Genomic DNA, 24,180 nt, shown 5'->3' with positions numbered 1-24,180 from the left:
ATCCTGGATTTTGTACTTTTCTACACTGAGGCCACGCCCAACTCTGGGCGAGGCCTCAGTGGTTGTGATCATGAAACTGATCATCGTATTGTAGCGTAACGTGAGGGTGTAGCTGCTTCTTCCTTTTTTCCTGCATATTCCTTGCACCTTTTTACGCAATACTCTTTCCATCACATTCAACGGCTCAATTAGAGTCACAAGGAGAAAGCCCCATGAAAAAGATCGCTATCGTTGTTCTAGCTATTTTTGCCACATCCGCTTTTGCCATGGGTCCCGGTCACCGGGGCGGTGAAAAAATGGTGGAACACATGACCAAGAAACTGGAACTGACCGAGTCACAAAGTGCCGAACTGAGCACCCTCTTTAAAGAGCAGGGCGAAAAAAGGAAGGCCCTGCATGATGAAACCCAAGAAAAGATCAACGCTCTACTCACCCCAGAGCAGCAGGAAAAACTCAAGCAGATGAAAGAAAAACGTGAAAAGCGTGGCGACGATCGCCGCGAAAAAAAGGAAAAGCGTTAACCCTTTGCTTTTAGTGCACTTTAAAAAAGGCCTTCACACGAAGGCCTTTTTTTATTCCTCTTGGCTACGTTTGCCAGCTCAATTACAACAATGCCTGGCGCATATCCGTTAATAACTGGCTCAAATAAGTCGTAAATCGTGCGGCTGCTGCACCATCAATGACTCGATGATCGTAAGACAGGCTCATTGGCAGGATTAACCGCGGCTGGAACTGACTCCCATCCCAGACCGGCTGCATATCGGAGCGGCTGACGCCGAGAATCGCCACTTCCGGCCAGTTTACAATCGGGGTGAACGCCGTACCGCCAATCCCCCCCAAAGACGAAATACTGAAAGTCCCGCCCTTCATGTCCGCAGGGGTCAGCTTCCGATTACGGGCTTTCTCTGCCAGTTCGTCCATTTCCTGAGCAATCGCCTTTAGCCCTTTTTTATCCGCATCCTTGATCACCGGCACAACCAATCCATTAGGTGTATCGACTGCGATACCAATATTGATATACCGCTTTTCAATCAATGCTTCGCCGCTATTTTCCAAAGAGCTGTTAAACCGTGGATATTCCTTTAACGCCCGTGCACAGGCCGCTACTAGGAAAGCCAACATGGTGAGCTTTACCCCTTCACGTTCAAGAAGCTTGTTCTGGCTCTTACGAAACGCCTCCAAGTCGGTGATATCCGCATTGTCATGCTGGGTTACATGGGGAATAGTCAACCATGAACGGGTCAGATTCTGCGCCGACACCTTGCGCAGCTTGTTCAACTCAACGCGTTCAATTTCACCAAACTGGCTGAAATCGATTTCTGGCAAGTCTATCGCCATTCCACCCGCTGAGCCCCCGCTCTGTGGCCCCTCCAAACGCTGCTTCACATAGGCATGCACGTCATCTTTGAGGATGCGATCTTTCGGGCCAGTGCCGCTGACCTGGGACAAATCCACCCCCGTTTCCCGGGCCAATTTGCGTACCGCCGGGCCGGCATGAACGGGGCGGGAAGGCGAGCCACCTGCATCAGAGGGTTGCGCACGGGACGGTGTAGAACCGCTAGAAGACGCCGTTTCAGGAGGGGAATCCTGCTCTGCCCCATCCTGTTCGCGCTCAGGTTCTGCACTCTCTTCTGCTGCCGGCGCACCGGTAACGGCAAGGGTGATCAACGCATCACCACTACCAACCTTATCGCCGACACTAACGTTAACGGATTCCACCTTGCCGGCTTTTGGTGAGGGAATTTCCAAAGACGCCTTGTCTGATTCCACCACTACGATGATTTGCTCTTCATCAAGCGCATCGCCCACGGCCACATTCACTTCAATGATCTCTGCGGCATCAATGTCGCCCAGATCCGGCACCTTTACGGTTTCCGATCTACTTGCAGCCGGCTCGGCAGCCTTATCCGCATTATTGTCTGAAGTGGACTTTGTCTGCTTCTCCGATGCATTTTCATTCTGCGTCTGCGAACTAGCATCGTTGGTTTTACCGCCCTTGGTGGTCTCGTTTTCTGACTCAGAGTCCGATACATCTTCGGCGCTATCGGTAGCGTCACCGTCGTCGACCTCCAGCTCCATTACTGCATCGCCCTCCTTAACCCTGTCACCCACCTTTACACTAATAGAAGCCACCTTCCCGCCCTGGGGCGCCGGCACTTCCACCGTGGCCTTATCAGATTCAAGCACGATAATCGTGTCTTCAGCGCTAATGGTATCGCCGACGTTAACGCTGATCTCGATGATATCAACAGGATCACTGCTGCCCACATCGGGAACATATATTTGCGTTTTACTCACACCTTAACTCCTTATGGTGAGATCACTGATCGGTAATCAGTGACGGGTGCGATTAATGCATCACCGGATAGGGTTTATCCGTGTCAATGCCGTATTTCTCGATGGCCTGTTTTACTAGCCCTACCTCAACTTTGCCCTCTTTGCGCAGGGCATTAAGAGCGGCCAGAACCACGAAGTAACGATCGACTTCAAAGAAGTGACGCAACTTCTGGCGCGAATCACTGCGCCCGAATCCATCCGTTCCTAGAACCGTGTAGGGCGCGTTCACCCAGGGACGAATCTGGTCGGCATAGGCCCGCATGTAATCCGTTGAAGCAATCACCGGACCACTACGGCCATCCAGGCATTTTTCTACCCAGTTTGCCGGACGCTCCTCTTCCGGGTTGAGCATCTCATCGCGGTCCATTTTCAGGCCTTCACGGCGCAGTTCGTTAAAGCTGGTCACACTCCACACATCAGCCGCAACGTCAAAATCTTCCCGTAGCAGTTCTGCCGCCGCTTCCACTTCACGTAAAATCGTACCGCTTCCTAGCAGCTGCACTTTAGGGCTTTTCTTGGTCTTCGCTTTACCTTCGCGCAACAGATACATGCCCTTGCGGATACCTTCTTCGGCCCCCTCGGGCATGGCCCCATGAATGTAGTTTTCATTCATCAACGTCAGGTAATAAAACACCCTTTCGTTATCCTCATACATGCGTCTGAGGCCATCTTGAAGAATCACCGCTAGCTCATAACTGTAGGTGGGATCGTAGCTGACACAGTTGGGTACCGTGCTGGAAAGAATATGACTGTGACCATCCTGATGCTGCAGACCTTCACCGTTAAGCGTAGTGCGCCCTGCTGTGGCCCCCAATAGAAAACCCCGTGCCTGTGAATCCCCTGCTGCCCAGGCCAGGTCGCCCACCCGCTGAAAGCCGAACATGGAGTAATAGATATAGAACGGAATCAGGGTAAAATTATGAACGCTATAACTGGTAGCTGCGGCAAGCCAGCCGGACATGGCGCCGGCCTCATTGATCCCTTCTTCAAGAATTCGGCCCTTCTTTTCTTCCCGGTAATACATAATCTGGCCGGCATCTTCGGGTTCGTATTTTTGCCCCCCAGAGGAATAAATACCTAGTTGGCGGAACAGACCCTCCATACCAAAAGTGCGTGCTTCATCAGGCACAATAGGCACCACCCGATCACCAATCTGCTTATCCTTGATCAGGGTGCTCATCATGCGCACAAAGGCCATGGTAGTGGAAATTTCCCGGTCACCACTCCCTTCCAGAAAGTTGGCAAATACATCCAGCCCAGGGATGGTTAACTGCTGACTCGCTTTGCGTCGACGCACAGGCATGTAACCACCCAATTTGTCGCGCTGCTCCTTCATGTAACGCAGCTCCGGGGAATCATCCGCTGGACGATAATAGGGAACATCTTCTAGCTGTTCATCGGTGAACGGCATATCGAAACGGTCTCGGAAATCCTTCAGGCTCTCCAAGTCCAGTTTCTTCATTTGGTGAGCCTTGTTCACCGCTTCACCGGCACCGGTGGCGTAGCCTTTAACCGTTTTGGCCAGAATCACCGTCGGCTGACCCGTATGGTTCACCGCTTCATGATAGGCCGCATACACCTTGAACGGGTCGTGGCCACCCCGGTTCAGTCGATACACATCGTCGTCACTCATGTGCTCAACCAGTTTCTTTAGCTCCGGATTCTCACCGAAAAAGTGTTCGCGGGTATAAGCCCCGCCATTTTTCTTATACGCCTGATACTCGCCGTCCACACATTCTTCCATGCGGCGGCGCAACAGGCCCTCGCTGTCTTTTTCCAACAACGGATCCCACAAACGCCCCCACACGACCTTGATAACATTCCAGCCCGCACCACGGAACACACCTTCCAGTTCCTGAATGATCTTGCCATTACCGCGCACCGGGCCATCCAGTCGCTGCAGATTACAATTCACCACAAACACTAGGTTATCCAGCTTCTCTCGGCCTGCCAGGCCAAGAGCGCCGAGGGACTCGGGCTCGTCCATTTCTCCGTCACCAAGAAATGCCCACACTTTGCGGTTATCCTGCTGGATTAATTCCCGATTCTGCAGGTACTTCATGATATGGGCCTGATAAATGGCCTGAATCGGCCCCAGCCCCATGGATACAGTGGGGAATTGCCAAAAGTCCGGCATCAGCCAAGGGTGCGGGTAAGACGAAAGCCCTTTACCATCCACTTCTCGGCGGAAATTATCCAACTGCTCTTCACTGATACGCCCTTCCAAGTAGGCCCGCGCGTACACGCCCGGTGCCGAATGTCCCTGAAAGAACACCAAATCGCCCTCGTTTTCTTCACTGGGGGCACGGAAGAAATGGTTAAACCCCACATCATAAAGCGTGGCCGAGGAGGCAAAGGAAGCAATATGCCCACCCAGCTCATCATCGTTATCGATGTTCGCTCGCATGACTGTGGCCATGGCATTCCAACGGATCAGAGAGCGAATGCGGCGCTCCATGAACATGTCACCGGGAATGGCGGCTTCGTCTTTGGGGGCAATCGTATTCAGGTATGGCGTATTGAGGTGGGTACGATAAACGCCCTGCTCTTGGGCTTCGTTGGTAATGACGTCGAGTAACCAGGCTGCTCGCTCCGGGCCCTCGCGCTCGACCACCGATTCTAGGGCTTCGAGCCACTCTCGGGTTTCTGCCGGATCAACGTCATCAAAAAAACTACGTTTTTGCATGGGCGTGCGTCCTTTTTCGCGTTGCCAAGCGCCGTCGCAGGATCACTGCAACGACGCTAAAAAGAGGCCCAAAGGGTGGCTGGGCCTGAGACTTGTGGTGTCGCTGTACCGGAGGCTAAGCAGCATGACTGCCGCGTTACCGGTGACGCTTTATACTAGCGCTGCAGACCGGTTGTCGGTCAAGCTGGCCAGTGGCGAGAACGTTTAACCAGCACAATATGCTGACCCTTTTTCCAGTTATTTCACTACCTTGAACCCGGCGCCAGCAAACGTAAATTCGACCAATGTCGGTTATTTTGGACCCTTTTTTCCTTCCCATAGGGGCTATTGAGAAACAGGGTCCTGCTTGCCATTCTCATAGCAGCATAATCCACAGAGCGGCCACAATCAGCCAGATGGCGACACAGCGCAGCAGCAAACCGTGCAGCGCTTCCAGCTGATCCAACGCGATGTTCAGCGTGGCGGGGCAGGCCTCAGAGCTTTCTTCCTGCGCCACATGAGCCACAGACAGAAGCAGCGAAGCAGACGGGGGCAACTGCCACCAACTACCACGCATGCGGTTCATCGCCGCACTGAAGTTACCCGCCAGGGCCATGCTGAGGATTAGCAACTGCCGGGGTGGAAGGCTCAACCAGTTATCCAGTGTCTGTTGCCAGACTGGAGCATCTTCTTCTCTGCCATGTCGTCTCTTATGTTGTAACCAGGCATGATTCATCACCACCAAGAACGCGGCACCAAAGCCTAACAAAACCAGCCAGAAAATCGCCACGAACAGCCGCTCCTCACGCGCCAAGATCTGCTCATTCAATTGCTGGTGGTAGGCCGGATCACCGGGCACCCCAGTCACGGAAAATTCGTCAGTAGCCAAGGCCGAAAAGCCATCAGGATCATTCATGCGACCGCGCACCAGTAGCTCATCCACATAACGAAATTCACTGTAACTGCCAAGCAACCAAAGCAACAACAGGATGCCCAGCCCCAAGACGAGCAGCTGGCCCCAAAAACCTGATAACCAGCATGCAGCCCAACCAATCAGCACAGCAGGCAACAGCACCGCAACCCACCAAACACGAGCCGGCTGGCCAATGCGGCTGCCGCATCGCTGCAACCAACGCTGATGCCGTTCATCATCTGCCAGCAATGTAGACCAACCAAGGTCCATCCGTCGCAACCCCATAACCACAATAAGAACGATAAACTTCATGCTCTTTTCTCCTTAAAATTGGCTAATTCCTGACGATAACGCAGCCAGTCGAAGGCAGGGCCCGGATCCGTTTTTCTTCCCGGCGCAATGTGCTCATGGCCAGCAATACGAGCGTCGACAATAGCAGGATAGTGATGCTGCAAAAGCCTCGTAAGCGCAACAAGGGTAACGTACTGGGCGGTTTCATAAGGCATTGTATCGGCACCTTCTAGCTCGATACCGATGGAAAAATCATTACAGTTTTCACGGCCCTGGAACGCCGAGAGCCCAGCATGCCAGGCACGCTTGTCGCACGGCACAAACTGCAACAGGCTGCCATTGCGACGAATCAAGAAGTGAGCCGACACCGTCAGCTGGTGGATGGTTTCAAAATAAGGGTGTTGCGCCGGATCAAGACAGTTCTGAAACAACGCCTGGATATGGCCACTACCAAATTGCCCCGGGGGCAAGCTGATGTTGTGAATCACCAGCAGGGAGATATCAGCAGGATCAGGACGATCGTTGAAATTAGGGGAGGGGCACCATTGCGCCTGGTCGACTCGATGTTCGGAAAGGGTAAGCACCCGCGCAAACTCCTCTTGCCTACGCCTAAGGAAGCCGGTGCTGCACTTTAGCCCTTAGTGCTGCACATTGCCTTGCATACGACGCAGGTCGCCAATAACTGCTTCCAAAGCCCGATCAAACAGGGCTCCTTCTTCGATGAGTTTAACAGCCCCATTATGCAGGGCAACGGCCAAGGTGTAAGCGGAATACTCCTGTACCTTAATGCCACGGCGGTTGGTGAACACTATTTTCACGCCAGCACGGATATTCGCCGCCAACTTCGCGCGACGGGGTTCGTCGTTGTCCTGAATTTCTATCCATTGGCCGGGTGCCAGCTGGCTGCATTTTTTCACCAAAAAATGGTTTTCTGGCAATTCAGGAGCGGTCTCTGGCTGTGCCGGTTGGGCGGGCAGCTCCGGCTCCACTGCCACCCTCTCGGTCTGCAAGCCCTTGAGTAACCGGTGGTGCACATCACGGAATTTAACCAACAACTGCTTGGTTTCCATCGCATCGTGATTAATCTTCGTCAGGCCGTCATGCAAGGTCTTCAGCAACTTGGGGCTGAGCGTCTTGAGTTTCTCTAGCGCGTCCTGATCTCGGTGCTCCAGCACACTCCAGACCACCGCATCCACTACCTTCACCTGCTGCTGCCACAGAGGACTATTCTCCCCCTCATGCAACCAAGTCAAATACAAAACCTGCTGCCACCCCTGGCGAAGCAAGCGTACGACCACATCCGGTAGTTGCCGTCCAGCCATACGGTTATCCAGTACCGTCACCACTTCACGGCGAGCCTGCTCTGCACGGGCCTTGCCCTCTTCCGCTTCACGGACCCGCTGTTCCACACGGTCGGAGCGAGTTTTCTGGCTATCGAAAAATTGCTGAAACTCCTGCAATAATGAGGAGAACAGGCTGGCATCATCTCCATAGTCATCAATGATGCGATGCACAGCATGATTAATTCGCTGATATAGGTCATCCTGAATACCCAGATGGGGATCCCACTGGCTGCCTGCTCGGGCCAGCATGTTCAGTAATAAGCGGGCCTCGTGGTTGTCGTTATTAAAGAAGGCCTTATCCATAATCGCCACTTTCAACAGCGGGATCTGCAGGCGGCCAAGCAGTGCCTTGATGTCGGAGGGCAGGCCTTCGTCATCCAGAATGAAGTCGAATAGCAAGGCCACCAGATTAATGACATCGTCATCAGCCTGATCCAGTGCGTGGATGGCTTCACCATGCTCATTGTCGAGCAACTCGGATAGGTCCGTTTTCAGGTCGGCACGCTCTTCACCTTCATCCTCCCCTAGACTACGCTCTACCCGTTGCAAGCGGTTCAGTACACTGAGTAGATCATCCGAATTAACCTGATGCACCGACGCCGCATTGGCCAACGGAGCACCGTTCATATAAGGCACCCCGTTTTGCATAACCGCCATAGGTGCCTCGCTAGCGACGTCGGACGCACCATCACCCGGTCTAGCCTGCATGCCACGCATGGTAACCAGCAGCTCCTGAAGCAGACCGAACACTTGATCGTTACTGTGCACGCCGGCATTGCCCGCTGTGGGCATGACGTTGTCATTACCTTGGCTGGCCAGCGAACGGGAACCGGGCTTGTGTGCCGGAGCGATAGGGGCGGACTTCATCTCCGGAAGCACCCCCGCATCAATCAATACCTTGTTGGCCTCACTGACCAGATAGCCGGTTTCAGCCATCACCTCCCGCTCAAACAGCTTGAGAATAATCAGACGAGCCTTGATATCTAACGACAGCTTTTCCAAGCCTTCACTAAAGCAGGCCACCAATTGACGAGGTTCAAGGGGATTGTTGTGCTCGTTCACCTCCCGCTTGCTTTCAAATAAGTACTCAATACGGTGGCAAAGCACCTTCAACTGCTCGTTACAGCCGTTACGGGCCCGGCGAGCCATATTATCCAGCGCCACGGAGGTTTCTAACTCGTCCTCGTTGACCAGCGTTAAGGAATCCAGGTCTACCGGGTTTTGCTCCAGCGTTTGCGTTTCCGGCGGCCTCGCTAGGCTTAAAAACTGATGGTTGAGCGCCTGCTTGAAGCTGGCCACCAAACCAGACCGCTGGATACGCAGCTCACGCATTGCCTCGAAATAGCGCTCACGCTCTCCGTCTGTCTCTCTCTCGGCAAGGTCGTACAACTTATCATCAGCGCCATCCAACATATCTCCCAGGTAAGCGCCACTCAGGAAAAGATAGCGAGCACACACCTTCTCAAGGGGCCGTGGCATACGGCCTGGCAAGACCTTCCCGGAAACCGGTTTCAGCTGTGTAACCTTGGACATTGCTCCCCCGGCAGGCGAACCTGCGACAGGCTGGTGAGAAACATGAAAACAAGACAAAAATGGCACTAACGTTTTAATTCTTTATTACTATAACATTAGCAACCTGTAGCAAGATTGAACTAGTTGGCACTGAGAGAGCTGCGTACGAGCAATCACAAACAGACTCGCAGCTTTCCCTGCCTCAGAAATTCCCCTAGCCTAAGACTTTTCGGGGATTGGACGATAGCCATGGAACAGACAGTCACCATACTCAAACAGATTAGCGGTCTGCTGTGGGGATGGCCGGCGCTCATTCTCATCGCGGGCACCGGCATATACTTGACGCTTGTTCTCGGCTTCCTGCCCCTACGCCAGCTGGGCTTTGGTTTTCGGCAAATGCTTGGCCCCCAGCGCGGTGTTGGCACCATTGGCGCAGGCGCCGCCCTCGCCACTTCACTGTCTGCCACCATTGGTACCGGCAATATTGTCGGCGTAGCCACTGCTATTCACTCCGGCGGCCCCGGCGCACTGGTATGGATGTGGCTGATTGCCTTGGTGGGCATGGCCACCAAATACGCCGAAGCCGTACTTGCCGTACACTTCCGGGAAAAAGATGCCGCCGGTCAATATGTGGGCGGCCCCATGTACTACATCAAGAATGGTCTGGGCAAGAACTGGCACTGGCTGGCCATCGCCTTTGCAGTATTCGGCATGATTGCCGGCTTCGGTATTGGCAACAGTGTTCAGGCCAACTCCGTGGCCCACGGCCTCAGCGACAGCTTTGGCCTGCCCCCTTGGATCACCGGCGTCACTCTAGCGGTACTGGTCGCCATGGTGGTACTGGGCGGCATGAAACGGATCGCCACCGTCGCAACGTTTATCGTGCCCTTCATGGCGCTGGCTTACCTACTGGCGGGCTTGGTGGTTCTGGCGGATCACGCCAATGCCATCCCTGGTGCATTGGCTTTGTGTTTTGAAAGCGCTTTCACCGGCACCGCCGCCGCCGGGGGATTTGCCGGGGCACTGGTAAAAGAGGCAATCCGTTTCGGTATGGCTCGGGGTATCTTCTCCAACGAAGCCGGCCTAGGCAGCGCACCCATTGCTCACGCCTCCGCCAACACCGACCACCCCGCCAGGCAAGGCTCAATCGCCATGCTCGGCACCTTTATTGACACCATTATTGTCTGTTCCGTCACCGGGCTGGCGATTGTTTCCACAGGCGTGTGGGACAGTGGCGTTAAAGGCGCTCCCCTTTCCGCCCTGGCGTTTTCGTCTACCTTCGGCAGTGCCGGCAACATCATCGTGGCCTGTAGCCTGGCCGTTTTTGCCTTTACCACCCTGCTCGGCTGGAGCTTATACAGCGAACGCTGCACACAGTTCCTGTTCGGCAACAAAGCGATCATGCCGTTTCGTATCGTCTGGGTACTAGCTATACCCTTGGGTGCGCTTGTCAGCCTGAACTTTGTTTGGGCATTGGCCGATATCATGAATATCCTCATGGCCGTGCCAAACTTGATCGCTCTGTTATTATTGTCGCCCATTGTGGTTCGGCTGAGTCGTGAGTTCTTCGCCAACCGCCCAGATTAGCCACTGACGGTTGACGGCCCCGCCATCAACCGCCATTGTCATGGTCCCTTGCCCTCACCCTCAACCCTAGAGAGTGAGGGCAAGGCCGTGATCAGTAACCGTATTAAGAGATCCCATGACCATCGCCAACCTCCCCGACTACGTGCGTGACGATATCACCCGCAATGTGACCTTTGCTCTGGAAGAAGATATCCGCGATGGCGATATCACCGCCCAGCTGATCGACGCAGACAGCACCAGCAGCGCCACCATCATCACCCGTGAAGATACCACCATGTGCGGTATTCCCTGGGCCGACGAAGTGTTCAAACAGCTGGGAGAGGTGGACGTTGAATGGCATGTCCGTGATGGCGACCGCCTCTCGGCAGACTCCACCCTGTGCACCCTGCGCGGTAACACTCGCAAGATACTCACCGGCGAACGCACCGCCCTCAATTTCCTGCAAACCCTGATGGGCACCGCCACCACCTCCCGCCGCTACGCGGATGCCGTAGCCGGCAGCCAGGTCACCATCCTCGACACCCGTAAAACCCTACCCGGCTTACGCGCCGGCCAGAAATACGCGGTACTCTGCGGCGGCTGCCAAAACCACCGCATCGGCCTCTACGACGCCTTCCTCATCAAGGAAAACCATGTGGCCGCTTGCGGCGGCATCACCCCCGCCATCGAGCGCGCACGGGCGTTGGCGCCGGAAAAGAAAATCATAGTGGAAGTGGAAACACTGGCGGAGCTTGAAGAAGCGGCTGAGCTAACGCCGGATCAGATCATGCTGGATAATTTTAGTGTGGAGATGCTGAAAGAAGCTACCGGAATGGCGATTGAATCGGCGCTGGAAGTGTCCGGTAATTTGACTGTGGAAAATGCAAGTAAGCTACCTAAGCATAGGCATTGGTTTTTGTCTTCTGGGGCGCTGACCAAGCATGTTCGAGCTATTGATCTCTCTCTTCGCATAAGGTAAGGAAGCCCTCAAAATAATCACGGAGCATGGGCACACCAAGGCCCTTTTCAGACTCCTACAATTTACCCTGCAACCAAAACCTTGGCGCACCTGATATATTTTCAGTCGAAACTTGATAATAAAAAATTGACGAGCTAAAGAAGGCCAGCACAATCATAAAAGCTCCAACGGCTCGCTTTCCGCTAAAATTCGCTAGGAAATCAGGCCTAGGCCTCTCTGAAACGACATTTTCAAAAGCAAACCCCACCGCTAGCGCCAGCAATAACATTGAGGGGGCGATCATGGTTAGGCCACTTACTTGCGCATAAGAAAGAAAACAGACAATCGTTGACCCGCCGACTATATGTAGCATGGACTGATCGGCCACATATCCTGCTCTGAGGTAAACTGTAGCCGCCTTTATTAGCAAATAAACAGCAATAATTGTTACCAAAGCACCATATTCATACAACGAGGCAATCAAAATATTGTGGGGATGTGCTTCAGGAACACTACTGAGCTGAGAGAACGAAAGCGGCCCGTTCCCAAGCAAAGGGGATTCAAACCAGCCTTGAATCCCCTCTCTAAACAAAGCAATTCTTCCGGTATCTCGATAAAGACTGCCAATATAATTTTCTTCTACCCTCAAAAAACTGCTATCAAAATAAAATATAAAATACAATGCAGCCCCAATCGCCGCATACATCAGCAAACGCATAGAGTATTTTTTTCGCGCCCTACCTTTGCAAAAAAAAACTAAAAACATCGCCACAGCCAACCCTGAAAGAAAGCTTCCTCTAGCCATAATTATTAGGACAAATAAAAATAAACCGCCTCCAACAAGTGTGGAAAAAGGAAGAACAACCCTTCTGTAATCAGACAAACAGCTTTCTATTCCTGGCAGCATAAAAAAACCAAGAACCAAAAAACCTGCAGCATGATTAATATTAGCAAAACCAGAAATCACAAAAGCGGGATCAACTACGCCCTGGCCCAGCAATAAATACGTGCCAAAAATCACATAAATAAAATACAAAGAAAGCCCCACAAAAAAAATCACAGAAATGATTTTTTTATTTTGTGGCGCCACGAAAGCCCAAGAAAATGGAAAAATTAATAGCAAGACGACCCATAGTAAAAACCTTGTCTCTTGCGCCCAACCAGCCACACCAGCACTTCCCAAAAAAGCACTTAACATCGACAGCGCACCCATCACCCAGAACAGAAAAGGGACTTTTCTCAAAGAAATGAAGGGAACCAAAAAAAGAAAAGAAATGGAAAGGAAAACGATCTCAATAGAACGCTGATGATCAAAGGGGTGCAGCCCTCCAAGAAGAAAGAATGGCTGAACCATCAACAAGAAGGAAAGTGACAAACCTAACAGGACAAGCCATTCAAACCTGATAAATAATAAAGAGGAGGCTAACGCCCCCTCTTTATTCAAACGAGCCATCCGAAATTAAGAGCGGCAGCTAGCTGGCAAGAACTTGTTAATACTTGTAGCAGAAGGTGCGCAGCTCCAGCTAACACCACCACCAGAACTCAGGCTTGGAGTCAAGCTAATAGATGCCGCATCAAGAGTGGCATCATTGGTTCCCTGGATTGCAACCACCACCTGCCCATTAGCACCAACAGTGACAGACTCTACATACGTACTGGTAATGTTTGCGGCAGCATCCATTCCAACTGCACTATTAGAGTTGCAACCTGCCGTCGAATTATCATTCTGGATACATTCAGTCACCGCAGTTTTAGCGGATGCAGCAAAACCAATAACTTCTGACATTTTTGCACGAGTTGTATAATCCTGGTAAGCAGGCAAAGCCACGGCAGCCAAGATACCGATGATAGCAACTACAATCATCAGCTCAATAAGGGTAAAACCCTGTTGCATTTGCTTCTTCATTTTGTTTTCTCCAATCATTGGCAAATTTTTTCGAGCTCCCCCTTGGCGAGCATCTACATGAAGTCAAAGCATGGAGCGTGCCAACTTAAACTTATTCTCGCGAAATCATGTAAGAGCGGGAGTTTCCGTGTTCAGCATGCCTCCCCACCTAGAAATTCACAGCAACAACATCCCTCCCTCACACCAATTAACGTCATCTAATGACGCTCAGCGTCACAACCCAAGAGGTATGCGTCATTTATCAACATCCACTCGGTCGATTTGCCGCACCATACCTAGCGAGCAACACTGCTCACAACTTTACCTCCACTCTATCTTCCATGCGTTGCAAGCAACTGATATGGCTATCTTCCATTTTCCGCCTCACCGGGAGCACTTTTTGCAAGGTATAGGAAAATACAAAAATAATTGAGAACCCGATGGCAAGATACCGATTTTGCGATATCCGGACTTCCCAGCAATGGGCACACCCGGTATGTTAGGAAAAAAGTGTTGGCCGTACCGACCATACTAAGCATAAACAAGCAGGTTTCCATGACTAGCCAAACCACCTCATTTAGCGGCTTACCGCATCGATTAATACAGCAGGGCCTGCTAGACGCAGAGAGCATACAGCTAGCCCTGCAACAGGCTCGCCAAGAAAAAACCAGCCTTATTAAACAGATCGTTGCTAGTGGGAAACTTACGGCTAGGCAGGTAGCAAGCGCCGTTGCGGAAGAATTTGGCGACCCTATTTTTGACCTTAACAGCTTCCAGCGCGATAGCTTAGTAAAGGACCTTGTCGACCCTAAGCTGATCAATAAGCACAACGTACTCCCCCTTTACCGGCGCGGAAGCCGCCTCTTTGTTGCGGTATCCGATCCGACTAATTTACCTGCGCTAGAAGAAATCCGTTTTAATACTGGCCTTAATGTAGAAACGGTGATTGTTGAAGAAGACAAGCTAAGCCAATGGATCGAAGCGTTGGAGTCCGAAACCGAAGAGGATGCCTTTAGCGACCTGGATGCCGGACTAGAAAACCTGGACATTAGTTCGAATGAAGAAACAGAAGATGAAACTCAATCTGGTGCCGATGATGCACCAATTGTCCGCTTCGTGAATAAACTTCTTCTTGATGCCATTAAGGGCGGAGCATCAGATTTGCATTTCGAGCCCTACGAGAAAACCTATCGGGTGCGCTTCCGTCAAGATGGCATCCTGCAAACCGTATCGAAACCACCTATCAATATCGCCAGCAAACTTGCTGCGCGCCTAAAGGTCATGTCTCGGCTGGATATTTCAGAACGTCGAGTCCCTCAGGATGGCCGGATAAAGTTGAAAATTTCCAAGACCCGGGCCATCGATTTCCGGGTGAACACCTGCCCCACCTTATTTGGTGAAAAAATTGTATTGCGTATTCTGGACCCGGAATCCGCAAAGATGGGCATCGAGGCTTTGGGTTATGAAAATGATCAGAAACAGATGTACCTGGATGCCCTGCATAAACCACAAGGCATGATACTAGTCACTGGCCCCACCGGCTCAGGCAAGACCGTTTCACTATACACCGGAGTAAACATTCTCAATACGCCAGAACTCAATATTTCCACCGCCGAAGACCCGGTTGAAATCAACTTGGAGGGGGTTAACCAGGTTAATGTGAACCCGAAACAAGGGATGAATTTCTCATCAGCACTACGTGCCTTCCTACGCCAGGATCCCGACGTCATTCTGGTGGGAGAAATTCGTGACTTAGAAACAGCAGAAATAGCTGTGAAAGCGGCCCAGACAGGTCACCTGGTACTTTCCACCCTCCACACTAACAGCGCACCGGAAACTCTAACTCGTCTTCGCAACATGGGCGTTCCCTCCTTCAACATTGCCACCTCGGTATTATTAATTATTGCCCAACGTTTAGCCCGGCGCCTGTGTGAAAACTGCAAAACTCCAGTGGATATTCCTAAACAATCCTTGCTTGAGATGGGTTTCACGGAAGACGATATCGCCAACGAGTTTACTGTGTACGGACCGGTAGGGTGCGACAAATGCAAGAACGGCTACAAAGGGCGCGTGGGGGTTTATGAAGTCGTTAAAATCACAGACGGCATCGCGCGCATTATTATGGAAGAGGGTAACTCTATCGAAATTGCCGACCAGTGCCGCAAGGAGGGCTTTAATAACCTTCACCGCTCCGGCTTGGTAAAAGCAATGCAAGGGGTTACCAGCCTAGAAGAAATTAACCGTGTCACAAGCGGACATTGATTATGGCGACTAAATCAACACAAAAAAAATTAGCCACTTTTACCTATGAAGGCGTGGACCGTCAGGGAAAAAAAGTTAAAGGGGAAACCTCAGGTAAAGGTGCCGCACTGGTTCGTGCGGAACTACGCAAGCAAGGCATCAATGCAAAAAAAGTAGCAAAAAAGCGTGAGATAAATTTGGGGGGTAAAAAAAAGGTCACCCCCATGGATATTGCTATTTTTACCCGCCAAATGGCCACAATGATGAAAGCCGGTGTACCTTTGGTGCAAGCTTTTGAGATTGTTGCTGATGGGCTAGACAACCCAGCAATGAAGGTTGTCGTAATGAAGCTAAAGACAGAAGTAGAGGGGGGGAATAATTTTGCTGGCGCACTACGAATGCACCCACTTCTTTTCGATGATTTATATTGCAGCCTTGTCGACGCAGGAGAACAATCGGGCGCCCTCGAAACAATGCTGGACCGGGTAGCTCTTTACAAAGAAAAGAGTGAAGCCTTAAAGCAAAAAATCAAGAAAGCCTTAAAGTACCCAATTGCCGTTATTTGTGTTGCAGTTATCGTTACAGCAATCCTCCTAATAAAGGTAGTGCCAACTTTTAAAGAACTGTTTGAAGGATTTGGCGCTGAGCTACCCGCTTTTACTCAATTCGTAATTAACCTATCCGAAGGGCTTCAATCTAACTTTCTTATAATCATTCTATCCCTAATCGGTTTTTCCATCGCATTTAACGAGGCACGAAAGCGTTCGGAAGGGTGTCGAAACTGGATAGATCGTACACTACTGAAGCTTCCTATCATCGGCGACATTACCTTTAAAGCGACTATTGCTCGTTACGCCCGCACGCTCTCCACTACTTTTGCCGCAGGCGTTCCGCTGATTGATGCTCTAGATGCCTGTGCAGGAGCCACAGGCAACGTAATTTATCGAAAAGCTGTATTACAAATAAAAGAAGACGTTTCCACCGGACAGCAACTACAGTTCGCTATGCGCAGCACAGGTGTTTTCCCCTCCATGGCACTACAAATGACCGCCATTGGTGAGGAATCAGGGGCACTTGATGCCATGCTAGAGAAAGTGGCGATCTACTATGAAGACGAAGTTGATAATGCTGTTGATGGATTAACTAGCATGATGGAACCCTTGATTATGTCTGTGCTAGGCGTACTTATAGGTGGCCTAATTATTGCCATGTATCTGCCAATTTTCCAGATGGGCCAAGTTGTAGGTTAATCATGATTTCAGATTCCCTGATGCTTCTCTCTTCCAGTCCGACCCTTCTGATCGGGCTTTGTGTTGTTATGGGGCTGCTGGTAGGCAGTTTTTTAAATGTAGTCATCCACCGTTTACCGTTAATGATGGAACGAAGCTGGAAGCAAGAAGCCCGTGAAGTGCTTGAGCTACCAGCGGAAGAAACCGATGGTATTTTCAACCTAGCAACGCCGCGCTCGCGCTGCCCGAAATGCGGCCATGCGATCCGCTGGTATGAGAATATCCCAGTGCTTAGCTGGCTTGCCCTGCGCGGTAAGTGTAGGGGCTGCAAAACACCGATCAGTAAGCGCTACCCCATTATCGAAATTGTCAGCGGGATCCTGGCGGGACTTTGCGCCTGGCACTTTGGTTATGGCCCCTGGTTGGCATTCACGCTTTTTGCTACCTGGGTGTTGTTAGCTGCTGCCATGATTGATGCGGATACTACATTACTGCCAGACACCCTAAATTACTGGCTATTGTGGGCAGGCTTGCTGGCTGCAGTGACGGGGGTGTCTCCGGTTTCACTAAATGATGCTGTCATTGGCGCGATGATGGGCTATTTATCCTTGTGGAGCATCTATTGGCTATTCAAGCTAATCACCGGCAAAGAAGGTATGGGCTACGGCGATTTCAAGCTGTTGGCTGCACTGGGTGCTTGGGTTGGCTGGCAATACCTACCCGTGATCATTCTATTATCGTCTATCGTGGGGCTAGTCTTTGCTATCGCCATGATGATATTTAGCGGTGAAAGGCGCACGCAAATCCCCTTTGGCCCCTATCTCGCCACAGCCGGGTGGATTGCCTTGCTCTGGGGCGATAGTATCGTCAGCTCGTATCTGGGTATGTTTAAACTCTAACGCAGGCACGCCCCACATATCACGCTTGCTTTCGCACCGTGTGTGAGTAGGTGGCGTGATGCATGCAAGCGGAAGTGATTATGTTTGTTGTTGGCATCACTGGTGGAATAGGTAGTGGTAAAAGCGCGGCCACGGATTATCTGGCCCACCAAGGCATAACCATTGTGGATGCAGATCTGGCGTCACGAGTGGTCGTGGAGCCAGGTCAACCCGCCCTGCTGGCGATTGCCGAACATTTTGGTAAGCATGTCATCACCGACGATGGTGCTCTGGATCGGCGGGCTCTACGCGAGATTGTCTTTGCTGACCCAGACGCGCTAAAAGCTCTGGAAGGTATTACCCACCCAGCCATCGGTGATGAGCTACGACGCCAGATCGCCGCCAGCCAATCAGCCTACACAGTACTGGTTTCTCCCCTGTTGCTGGAAACGTCACAAAAAGAACTGGTGGACAGAGTCCTGGTCATTGATGCTCCCGCAGAGTTACAGGTGGAGCGCACGATGACACGAGATCAAGTTCCTGAAGCACAGGTCGCGGCCATCATGAAAGCACAGCTGGAGCGGACCAAGCGACTAGATCAAGCAGATGATGTAGCGGAAAATCACGGCTCGCTAGAGGCCCTCCACGAACAACTTCAAGTGCTACACCAGCGTTATCTGGAACTCGCGCAAGCAACGTCATAAAGATGGACACGTGTAAAAAAAATGACTGACAACACCCCGGCCAAGAAACCCACACAGACTTATCCCTGCCCCCAGTGTAAAAGCCTAACCCGCTGGGACAACAACGCCTGGCGTCCGTTTTGTAGCGAACGCTGCAAGCTTATTGATTTAGGGGATTGGGCGACCGAGCGCCATGCCATTCCCGGCGGCGATGATGCGCCAGGAGATTTTGAGGAATTTTAAGAATTTTTTGCCGCAACAGGCTATGAGTTACCATAAGACATTGAAGATACTAGGTTGCGCCGCTATCACGCTCAGTCGACTAGACGGGGGCCTGTAGAGTATGTGGAAGCCCATCACCGCCAAAAAGCTCGGATCCCCGCAACACCAACAGCACCGTAGTCACGAGCGCTGACCAGGTCCCCCGGCATAACTCCGCCCAACGCATAACAAGCAAGCGGTGTCCCTTTCATTAGCACCTCAGCCTGCGGCCAGCCTAATGCAGGTTTACCCGGGTGTGTTGGCGTGGGCAAGACCGGCGAAACCAGCGCCATATCCAGGCCAAGAGACACCGCTTTGTCCCGTGAGGCCAGATCATGAACCGCTGCACTAGTGATCCCATCAAACGCGGGGCGTTCATCCAATTGCGCCAGAACTCGCCCTGGAAAATGCAAGGCAAATACACCCAGCGCCTTCGCTATCACCTCGCTCTGTGGACCTGAAGCTCGCAGCCAGACCTTTAGGCCTTTTTTATTACAGAGCCCCACGATGGTCGACACTTCAGCATGATCGCTCCACTGCCGCAAATAAAGCCCCTGTCGCCCTGCATCCAATCGATCAATACCCGCCAATAACTCATGAAGTGAGATATCCTCCGGGGCAATCACCAATTGTTCGGGCAAGCGTATTGCATTCACCACCGGTTGATTCGCCGCCGGAAAGCGCAAACCCGCCAATGCCTGCGGAACAAACCACTGCACCGATTGCCCTTCCTTCCCTTCAGGTTCGCCTTGCCAGGCATGCACATCTCGAAAGTGCAAGGTCACATGTAAATCATCGTACTGATGGGCAATCGTCATAAAGGGGGTAGAGATTGCGTCCACCATGCCGAGCTCTTCCTCTAGCTCCCGAGCCAAGGCTGCGCCCAGCGTTTCACCTGGCTCCACCTTGCCACCGGGGAATTCCCAGCAGCCACCCTGATGCTGGTGGTCAGCACGCTTGCTCAGGCAAATATGGCCACTACCACGAATAATACCGGCAACGACAATGATTGAAGGGGTTGGGCTTGTTGGCATGGGGGTTTTCCAAATCTCTGCGAGAAGCTGCGTGCAAGCAAGCTCTTTACGCGCTCAGCGGTTTGTCATTATGCGATTACGCCTTTGAGGCTAATTCGACCTACCGCTGGGTTCTTACAACAAGCATATAGCGTTTTTCCTGTTGTAACATATGCTTCTTATGAGTCTCATAATGCGTCTTTAAGTTCGATACTCCGCATTAATCTTCACGTAGTCATAGCTGAAATCACAGGTCCAGACCGTGCACTGTGCATTCCCTGATGCTAAATCGACACGTATGGTGATTTCCGGTTTCGCCATCACCGCAGCACCCTGAGCTTCCTGATAACTATCCGCCACGCCCCCCTTCTCCACCAGCGGCAAGTCACCCAGCCAGACGTTAACCTTGTCCACATCAAGCGTCGCAATTGGTGCCCGGCCAATGGCGGCCAGAATACGGCCCCAATTCGGGTCAGAAGCAAATAGGGCGGTTTTCACTAGAGGTGAATGGGCAATGGTTTCTGCCACTACGCGTGCGTCGCTCTCGCTGGCAGCACCAGCCACGGTAATCTCCACAAACTTGGTCGCCCCTTCACCATCACGCACCAGGGCCTGGGCCAGTTCAGTGAAGACTTCTTCAAGCGTCTGGTACAACAACTGGCTATGGTCATCCAATGCCGTAATCTGATCCATTTCCGCCTGGGCCGTGCTAATTAACATGCAGGCGTCATTCGTGGAGGTATCACCATCGACCGTCACCCGGTTGAAAGATTTATCTGCCAACGCTTTCACCCACTGGTCCAGCAACGGCTTGGCAATTGGTGCATCGGTGGCGATAAACCCAAGCATGGTGGCCATGTTCGGCTTGATCATGCCTGAGCCCTTGGACATCCCCGTCACCGTCACCGGCACACCATTCATTTCCACCCGCCGGCTGGTGAGCTTCGGGTAAGTATCCGTAGTCATGATACCTTCTGACGCTCGTCCCCAATGGTGAGGGTCGAGCGCAGCCAGAGCCTTTGGCAAACCGGAAGCAAACGCCGTCAAAGGAAACTGCTCACCAATCACTCCGGTGGAGTAGGGCAAAATTTCATCCGCCTGACAGCCCGCCGCTTTGGCTAGCAGCTCACAACTCGCCAAACAGTTTTCCAGACCTTTCTTACCCGTGCCGGCATTCGCGTAACCGGTATTGATCATCAGATAGCGAGGCGTGGTCGTGGCCAAGCGGGCTTTCGCCACCTGAACTGGCGCCGCACAGAAACGATTAAGCGTGAAGACCCCACTGACACGGCTACCCTCTGCCAACTCCAGCAGCACCAAATCCTTACGATTCGCTTTCTTGATACCCGCTTCAACCGCGGCAAGCCGCACGCCGGGGACCGGCAACCACTCAGACTGTGTCATAACGCGTTTCCTGCTATCCATGTGTTAAAGCTTGCTATGAAAAAAGCGCTCTGCCAAACATTGAGCGTCGCGGCATACTCTTAGTATTTTGTCAGATGACGGCGCCACCAAGTCGACATACCAATTAAAACGTCAACGCTAGGCCAAAACCACAAACCCAAACAAACAAAGCACCGGCATTACCGGTGCTTTGTTTGTTCTTGCAGTTTGAAACGTATAGCTTGAAGCTGCCTCTATTCGATTTTCCCGTGGCACTGCTTATACTTCTTACCAGAGCCACAAGGGCAAGGCTCGTTACGCCCTACTTTGCGGCCATTGCGGACCATGGTCTTAGGTTGCTCACCCTGCTGCTGGCTTGGTTGTGGTTGAGCACTACCATCCGTACCTGGCTCAGCCACCGTCTGCATCTTCATTTTTTCAGCTTGCTCGCGCGCTTCCTCTTCGCGCTGCTGCTCAAGGCGCTCCACTTCGTCATCGCGACGCACCTGGAGGCTGTGCAGCACGCGAATCAACTCGTGCTGAATTTGATTAAGCAGGCCCTGGAATAATTCGAACGCTTCTTTCTTGTATTCCTGCTTGGGATTTTTCTGGGCATAACCTCGCAGATGAATACCCTGACGCAAGTGATCCATGTTCGCCAGATGCTCTTTCCAGTGACGATCGAGAATTTGCAGCATGAGATGCTTTTCGATTTTGCGCAGGTCCTCGGTACCGATTTCCGCCTCTTTACGCTGATAATCCTCGTCCATGCTCTCAACCAGCTTATCAATCAAGCCTTCGATGTGGAGCTGATTATCCTCGTTGAGCCATTGCCCCACAGGAGCGTGGCACTGGAATTCCGCTTCGAGGGTCTTTTCAAGACCAGGAATGTCCCATTGGTCTTCAACGGAACCAGGCGCCATATAGTCGTGAACCAGCTCAGTGATGACATCACGGCGGATCCCTTTCACCGAGTTAACCAGATCTGCGGCTTCCAGAATCTGATCACGCTGACCGTATATAACCTGACGCTGGTCGTTAGCCACATTATCATATTCAAGTAAATTTTTACGAATATCGAAGTTGCGTCCTTCGACCTTGCGCTGAGCGTTTTCAATCGCGCGGGTCACCCAACGATGCTCAATCGCCTCACCATTTTCAAGGCCCAAAGAGCGCATCAGATTACGAATTTTATCTGACGCAAAAATTCGCATCAGATCATCTTCCATGGACAGGAAGAAGCGAGTGTAGCCCGGATCACCCTGACGACCGGCACGGCCACGCAACTGGTTATCGATACGGCGAGACTCATGGCGCTCAGTGCCGATAATATGCAAGCCACCCGCTTTCATAACCGTATCGTGGTTTGCCTGCCACTCGGCCCGAATTTTCTCCGCTTCCGACTCGGACGGAGTCTCCATATGTTTAATCTGCTCTTCTGGGTTACCGCCAAGCATAATATCCGTACCGCGACCCGCCATGTTAGTAGCAATGGTCACCGCTCCCGGACGGCCTGCTTGGGCAATAATCTGAGCTTCGCGCTGGTGAAACTTGGCATTCAATACTTCGTGATGAACCTTGTCCTGCTTCAAACGTTTGGAAAGGTATTCCGACGCTTCAATGGTCGCCGTTCCTACCAACACAGGTGCACCCTTAGCCACCGCTTCGGTGACCTCTTTAACGATGGCATCGAATTTTTCTTGTAGGCTTAGATAAACTAGGTCATTGGCATCAACCCGCACCATGGGCTTATTCGTCGGCACCACGACGACATCCATGCCGTAGATTTGACGGAATTCCAGTGCTTCGGTATCAGCCGTACCGGTCATTCCTGACAGCTTGTTATACAGGCGGAAATAATTCTGGAAGGTGGTCGAGGCCAGCGTCTGGTTTTCCTGCTGAATATTGAGGCCTTCTTTCGCTTCGATGGCCTGATGAATGCCTTCCGACCAGCGTCGCCCGGGCATAGTACGACCAGTATGCTCGTCAACAATCACAATTTGGCCATCTTGTACTATGTAATCCCGGTCAATATGGAACAAGGCATGGGCCTTAAGCGCCGCATGCACATGGTGCAGCAACGCCAGGTTATGGGCCGCATACAAGCTTTCGCCCTGTTCCAACAACTGGTTATTGACCAACAGCGCTTCAATTTTCTGATGACCAGCTTCCGTCAGCTCCACCTGACGCTGCTTTTCATCAATGAAGTAATCACCCTCGCCTTCTTCTTCCTGCTTCTGCAACTGCGGCATCAGCAGGTTGACGGCCTGATATAACTCAGATGAGTCCGCCGCCGGGCCAGAAATAATCAGCGGGGTACGTGCTTCATCGATAAGGATGGAGTCCACCTCATCGACGATGGCATAGTTCAACCCACGTTGAACTCGGTCTTCCAAGCGGAAAGCCATATTGTCACGCAGGTAATCAAAACCGTATTCGTTGTTAGTACCGTAGGTAATATCCGCAGCATACGCCGCACGCTTGTGCTCGGTGGGCTGTTGAGAAAGAATAATGCCGACAGACAGGCCCAGAAATTCGTACAACGGGCGCATCCAGTTAGCATCACGCTCGGCTAGGTAATCATTCACCGTAACCACATGTACGCCTTCACCGGAAAGTGCGTTCAGGTAGGCGGGGAGCGTCGCCGTCAGCGTTTTACCTTCACCGGTACGCATTTCAGAAATGCGCCCTTCATGCAGGGAAATCCCGCCCATCATTTGCACGTCAAAGTGGCGCATGCCCATCACCCGAGTCGAGGCTTCACGGACAACCGCAAACGCTTCGGGCAACAATTCATCTAAGGTCTTGCCGTCTTTAAAGGCCTGCCGGAATGCTTCAGTCTTGTGTTGCAAGTCGCCATCGGTAAGCTGAGCCATCGCTTCTGCATGGCTATTAATGGCATCGACCAACTTTGCCATTCGCTTGAGTTCACGATCATTTTTGGTGCCGATGATTTTTTTTACGATGGTACCCAGCATAAAACTTCCGGTTCAGTAAAAGTCAGGACAAACAGCCCGGTGGC

Annotated in this window: 18 protein-coding genes; 8 read left to right on the top strand and 10 right to left on the bottom strand. The window is 52.0% G+C overall.

Translation table 11 applies throughout. The features are described from left to right. Positions 1 to 212 precede the first annotated feature (212 nt). Positions 213 to 521: a hypothetical protein gene (locus Y017_RS10390; protein WP_011587909.1), complete on the top strand. Its 309-nt coding sequence runs from the start codon at positions 213 to 215 to the stop codon at positions 519 to 521. An 82-nt stretch (positions 522 to 603) separates the two neighbouring features. Here the strand turns inward: Y017_RS10390 and aceF are convergent, their stop codons facing one another. The 5 genes from aceF to Y017_RS10365 form a co-directional block, all read right to left on the bottom strand. Continuing rightward, positions 604 to 2,298: a dihydrolipoyllysine-residue acetyltransferase gene (gene aceF / locus Y017_RS10385; protein WP_035460673.1), complete on the bottom strand. Its 1,695-nt coding sequence runs from the start codon at positions 2,296 to 2,298 to the stop codon at positions 604 to 606. Positions 2,299 to 2,350: 52 nt separating this feature from the next. Further along, a complete protein-coding gene (gene aceE / locus Y017_RS10380; protein ID WP_011587907.1) occupies positions 2,351 to 5,023 on the bottom strand; it encodes a pyruvate dehydrogenase (acetyl-transferring), homodimeric type in 2,673 nt (890 codons plus the stop codon). Positions 5,024 to 5,378: 355 nt separating this feature from the next. Then, positions 5,379 to 6,227 (bottom strand): membrane protein, encoded by an 849-nt coding sequence (locus tag Y017_RS10375; RefSeq protein ID WP_035460670.1) that lies wholly within the window; start codon positions 6,225 to 6,227, stop codon positions 5,379 to 5,381. After that, entirely contained in the window at positions 6,224 to 6,790 is a 567-nt protein-coding gene (gene ampD, locus Y017_RS10370; protein ID WP_035460667.1) for a 1,6-anhydro-N-acetylmuramyl-L-alanine amidase AmpD, read from the bottom strand. Before ampD ends, Y017_RS10375 begins: the two co-directional genes overlap by 4 nt. 54 nt (positions 6,791 to 6,844) lie before the next feature. Further along, entirely contained in the window at positions 6,845 to 9,082 is a 2,238-nt protein-coding gene (locus Y017_RS10365) for a DUF1631 domain-containing protein (RefSeq protein WP_035460665.1), read from the bottom strand. Between the two features lie 228 nt (positions 9,083 to 9,310). Between Y017_RS10365 and Y017_RS10360 the strand changes: the two genes are divergently transcribed. Then, a complete protein-coding gene (locus tag Y017_RS10360; protein ID WP_011587903.1) occupies positions 9,311 to 10,648 on the top strand; it encodes a sodium:alanine symporter family protein in 1,338 nt (445 codons plus the stop codon). 115 nt (positions 10,649 to 10,763) lie between these two features. Next, entirely contained in the window at positions 10,764 to 11,606 is an 843-nt protein-coding gene (gene nadC, locus Y017_RS10355; RefSeq protein ID WP_035460662.1) for a carboxylating nicotinate-nucleotide diphosphorylase, read from the top strand. Between the two features lie 55 nt (positions 11,607 to 11,661). On the opposite strand, the gene Y017_RS10350 is transcribed toward nadC, so the two are convergent. Together Y017_RS10350 and Y017_RS15455 are read right to left on the bottom strand one after the other, a co-directional pair. Next, on the bottom strand, positions 11,662 to 13,029 hold the full coding sequence (locus Y017_RS10350) for an O-antigen ligase (protein ID WP_035460659.1): 1,368 nt from the start codon (positions 13,027 to 13,029) through the stop codon (positions 11,662 to 11,664). Positions 13,030 to 13,044: 15 nt separating this feature from the next. Further along, a complete protein-coding gene (locus tag Y017_RS15455) occupies positions 13,045 to 13,491 on the bottom strand; it encodes a pilin (protein WP_035460763.1) in 447 nt (148 codons plus the stop codon). A gap of 534 nt (positions 13,492 to 14,025) precedes the next feature. Between Y017_RS15455 and pilB the strand changes: the two genes are divergently transcribed. The 5 genes from pilB to Y017_RS10320 all read left to right on the top strand — a co-directional run bounded on the left by pilB (position 14,026) and on the right by Y017_RS10320 (position 18,744). Continuing rightward, positions 14,026 to 15,732: a type IV-A pilus assembly ATPase PilB gene (gene pilB / locus Y017_RS10340; protein ID WP_035460657.1), complete on the top strand. Its 1,707-nt coding sequence runs from the start codon at positions 14,026 to 14,028 to the stop codon at positions 15,730 to 15,732. A 2-nt stretch (positions 15,733 to 15,734) separates the two neighbouring features. After that, positions 15,735 to 16,961, top strand: coding sequence for a type II secretion system F family protein (locus Y017_RS10335; protein WP_035460653.1), 1,227 nt, complete (start codon positions 15,735 to 15,737; stop codon positions 16,959 to 16,961). 2 nt (positions 16,962 to 16,963) lie between these two features. Next, entirely contained in the window at positions 16,964 to 17,839 is an 876-nt protein-coding gene (locus Y017_RS10330) for an A24 family peptidase (protein ID WP_035460651.1), read from the top strand. 62 nt (positions 17,840 to 17,901) lie between these two features. Beyond that, positions 17,902 to 18,522, top strand: a complete 621-nt coding sequence (gene coaE / locus Y017_RS10325; protein ID WP_011587896.1) for a dephospho-CoA kinase — start codon at positions 17,902 to 17,904, stop codon at positions 18,520 to 18,522. A gap of 21 nt (positions 18,523 to 18,543) precedes the next feature. After that, complete coding sequence (locus Y017_RS10320; protein ID WP_035460648.1) at positions 18,544 to 18,744, top strand: DNA gyrase inhibitor YacG; 201 nt, start codon at positions 18,544 to 18,546, stop codon at positions 18,742 to 18,744. Positions 18,745 to 18,857: 113 nt separating this feature from the next. On the opposite strand, the gene Y017_RS10315 is transcribed toward Y017_RS10320, so the two are convergent. The 3 genes from Y017_RS10315 to secA form a co-directional block, all read right to left on the bottom strand. Further along, the gene (locus Y017_RS10315; protein WP_035460646.1) at positions 18,858 to 19,796 is read right to left on the bottom strand and encodes a Nudix family hydrolase; all 939 of its coding nucleotides are present in this window, start codon (positions 19,794 to 19,796) and stop codon (positions 18,858 to 18,860) included. A 180-nt stretch (positions 19,797 to 19,976) separates the two neighbouring features. Continuing rightward, positions 19,977 to 21,200, bottom strand: a complete 1,224-nt coding sequence (gene argJ / locus Y017_RS10310) for a bifunctional glutamate N-acetyltransferase/amino-acid acetyltransferase ArgJ (RefSeq protein WP_011587893.1) — start codon at positions 21,198 to 21,200, stop codon at positions 19,977 to 19,979. Between the two features lie 212 nt (positions 21,201 to 21,412). After that, entirely contained in the window at positions 21,413 to 24,136 is a 2,724-nt protein-coding gene (gene secA / locus Y017_RS10305; protein WP_011587892.1) for a preprotein translocase subunit SecA, read from the bottom strand. Positions 24,137 to 24,180: the final 44 nt, after the last annotated feature.

The sequence above is a fragment of the Alcanivorax sp. 97CO-5 genome, from assembly GCF_000524665.1.
Lineage (GTDB): Bacteria > Pseudomonadota > Gammaproteobacteria > Pseudomonadales > Alcanivoracaceae > Alcanivorax > Alcanivorax borkumensis.
This window is presented reverse-complemented; position numbering and strand designations above follow the sequence as displayed.

Excerpts from the sequence above, each read along its gene's own strand:
- Y017_RS10335 (WP_035460653.1), top strand. The coding sequence starts at position 15,735 with ATGGCGACTAAATCAACACAAAAAAAATTAGCCACTTTTACCTATGAA.
- Y017_RS10315 (WP_035460646.1), bottom strand. The coding sequence starts at position 19,796 with ATGCCAACAAGCCCAACCCCTTCAATCATTGTCGTTGCCGGTATTATT.
- Y017_RS10320 (WP_035460648.1), top strand. The coding sequence starts at position 18,544 with ATGACTGACAACACCCCGGCCAAGAAACCCACACAGACTTATCCCTGC.
- secA (WP_011587892.1), bottom strand. The coding sequence starts at position 24,136 with ATGCTGGGTACCATCGTAAAAAAAATCATCGGCACCAAAAATGATCGT.
- coaE (WP_011587896.1), top strand. The coding sequence starts at position 17,902 with ATGCAAGCGGAAGTGATTATGTTTGTTGTTGGCATCACTGGTGGAATA.
- Y017_RS10390 (WP_011587909.1), top strand. The coding sequence starts at position 213 with ATGAAAAAGATCGCTATCGTTGTTCTAGCTATTTTTGCCACATCCGCT.
- Y017_RS10375 (WP_035460670.1), bottom strand. The coding sequence starts at position 6,227 with ATGAAGTTTATCGTTCTTATTGTGGTTATGGGGTTGCGACGGATGGAC.
- Y017_RS10365 (WP_035460665.1), bottom strand. The coding sequence starts at position 9,082 with ATGTCCAAGGTTACACAGCTGAAACCGGTTTCCGGGAAGGTCTTGCCA.
- aceE (WP_011587907.1), bottom strand. The coding sequence starts at position 5,023 with ATGCAAAAACGTAGTTTTTTTGATGACGTTGATCCGGCAGAAACCCGA.
- Y017_RS15455 (WP_035460763.1), bottom strand. The coding sequence starts at position 13,491 with ATGAAGAAGCAAATGCAACAGGGTTTTACCCTTATTGAGCTGATGATT.
- pilB (WP_035460657.1), top strand. The coding sequence starts at position 14,026 with ATGACTAGCCAAACCACCTCATTTAGCGGCTTACCGCATCGATTAATA.
- Y017_RS10330 (WP_035460651.1), top strand. The coding sequence starts at position 16,964 with ATGATTTCAGATTCCCTGATGCTTCTCTCTTCCAGTCCGACCCTTCTG.
- Y017_RS10360 (WP_011587903.1), top strand. The coding sequence starts at position 9,311 with ATGGAACAGACAGTCACCATACTCAAACAGATTAGCGGTCTGCTGTGG.
- argJ (WP_011587893.1), bottom strand. The coding sequence starts at position 21,200 with ATGGATAGCAGGAAACGCGTTATGACACAGTCTGAGTGGTTGCCGGTC.
- nadC (WP_035460662.1), top strand. The coding sequence starts at position 10,764 with ATGACCATCGCCAACCTCCCCGACTACGTGCGTGACGATATCACCCGC.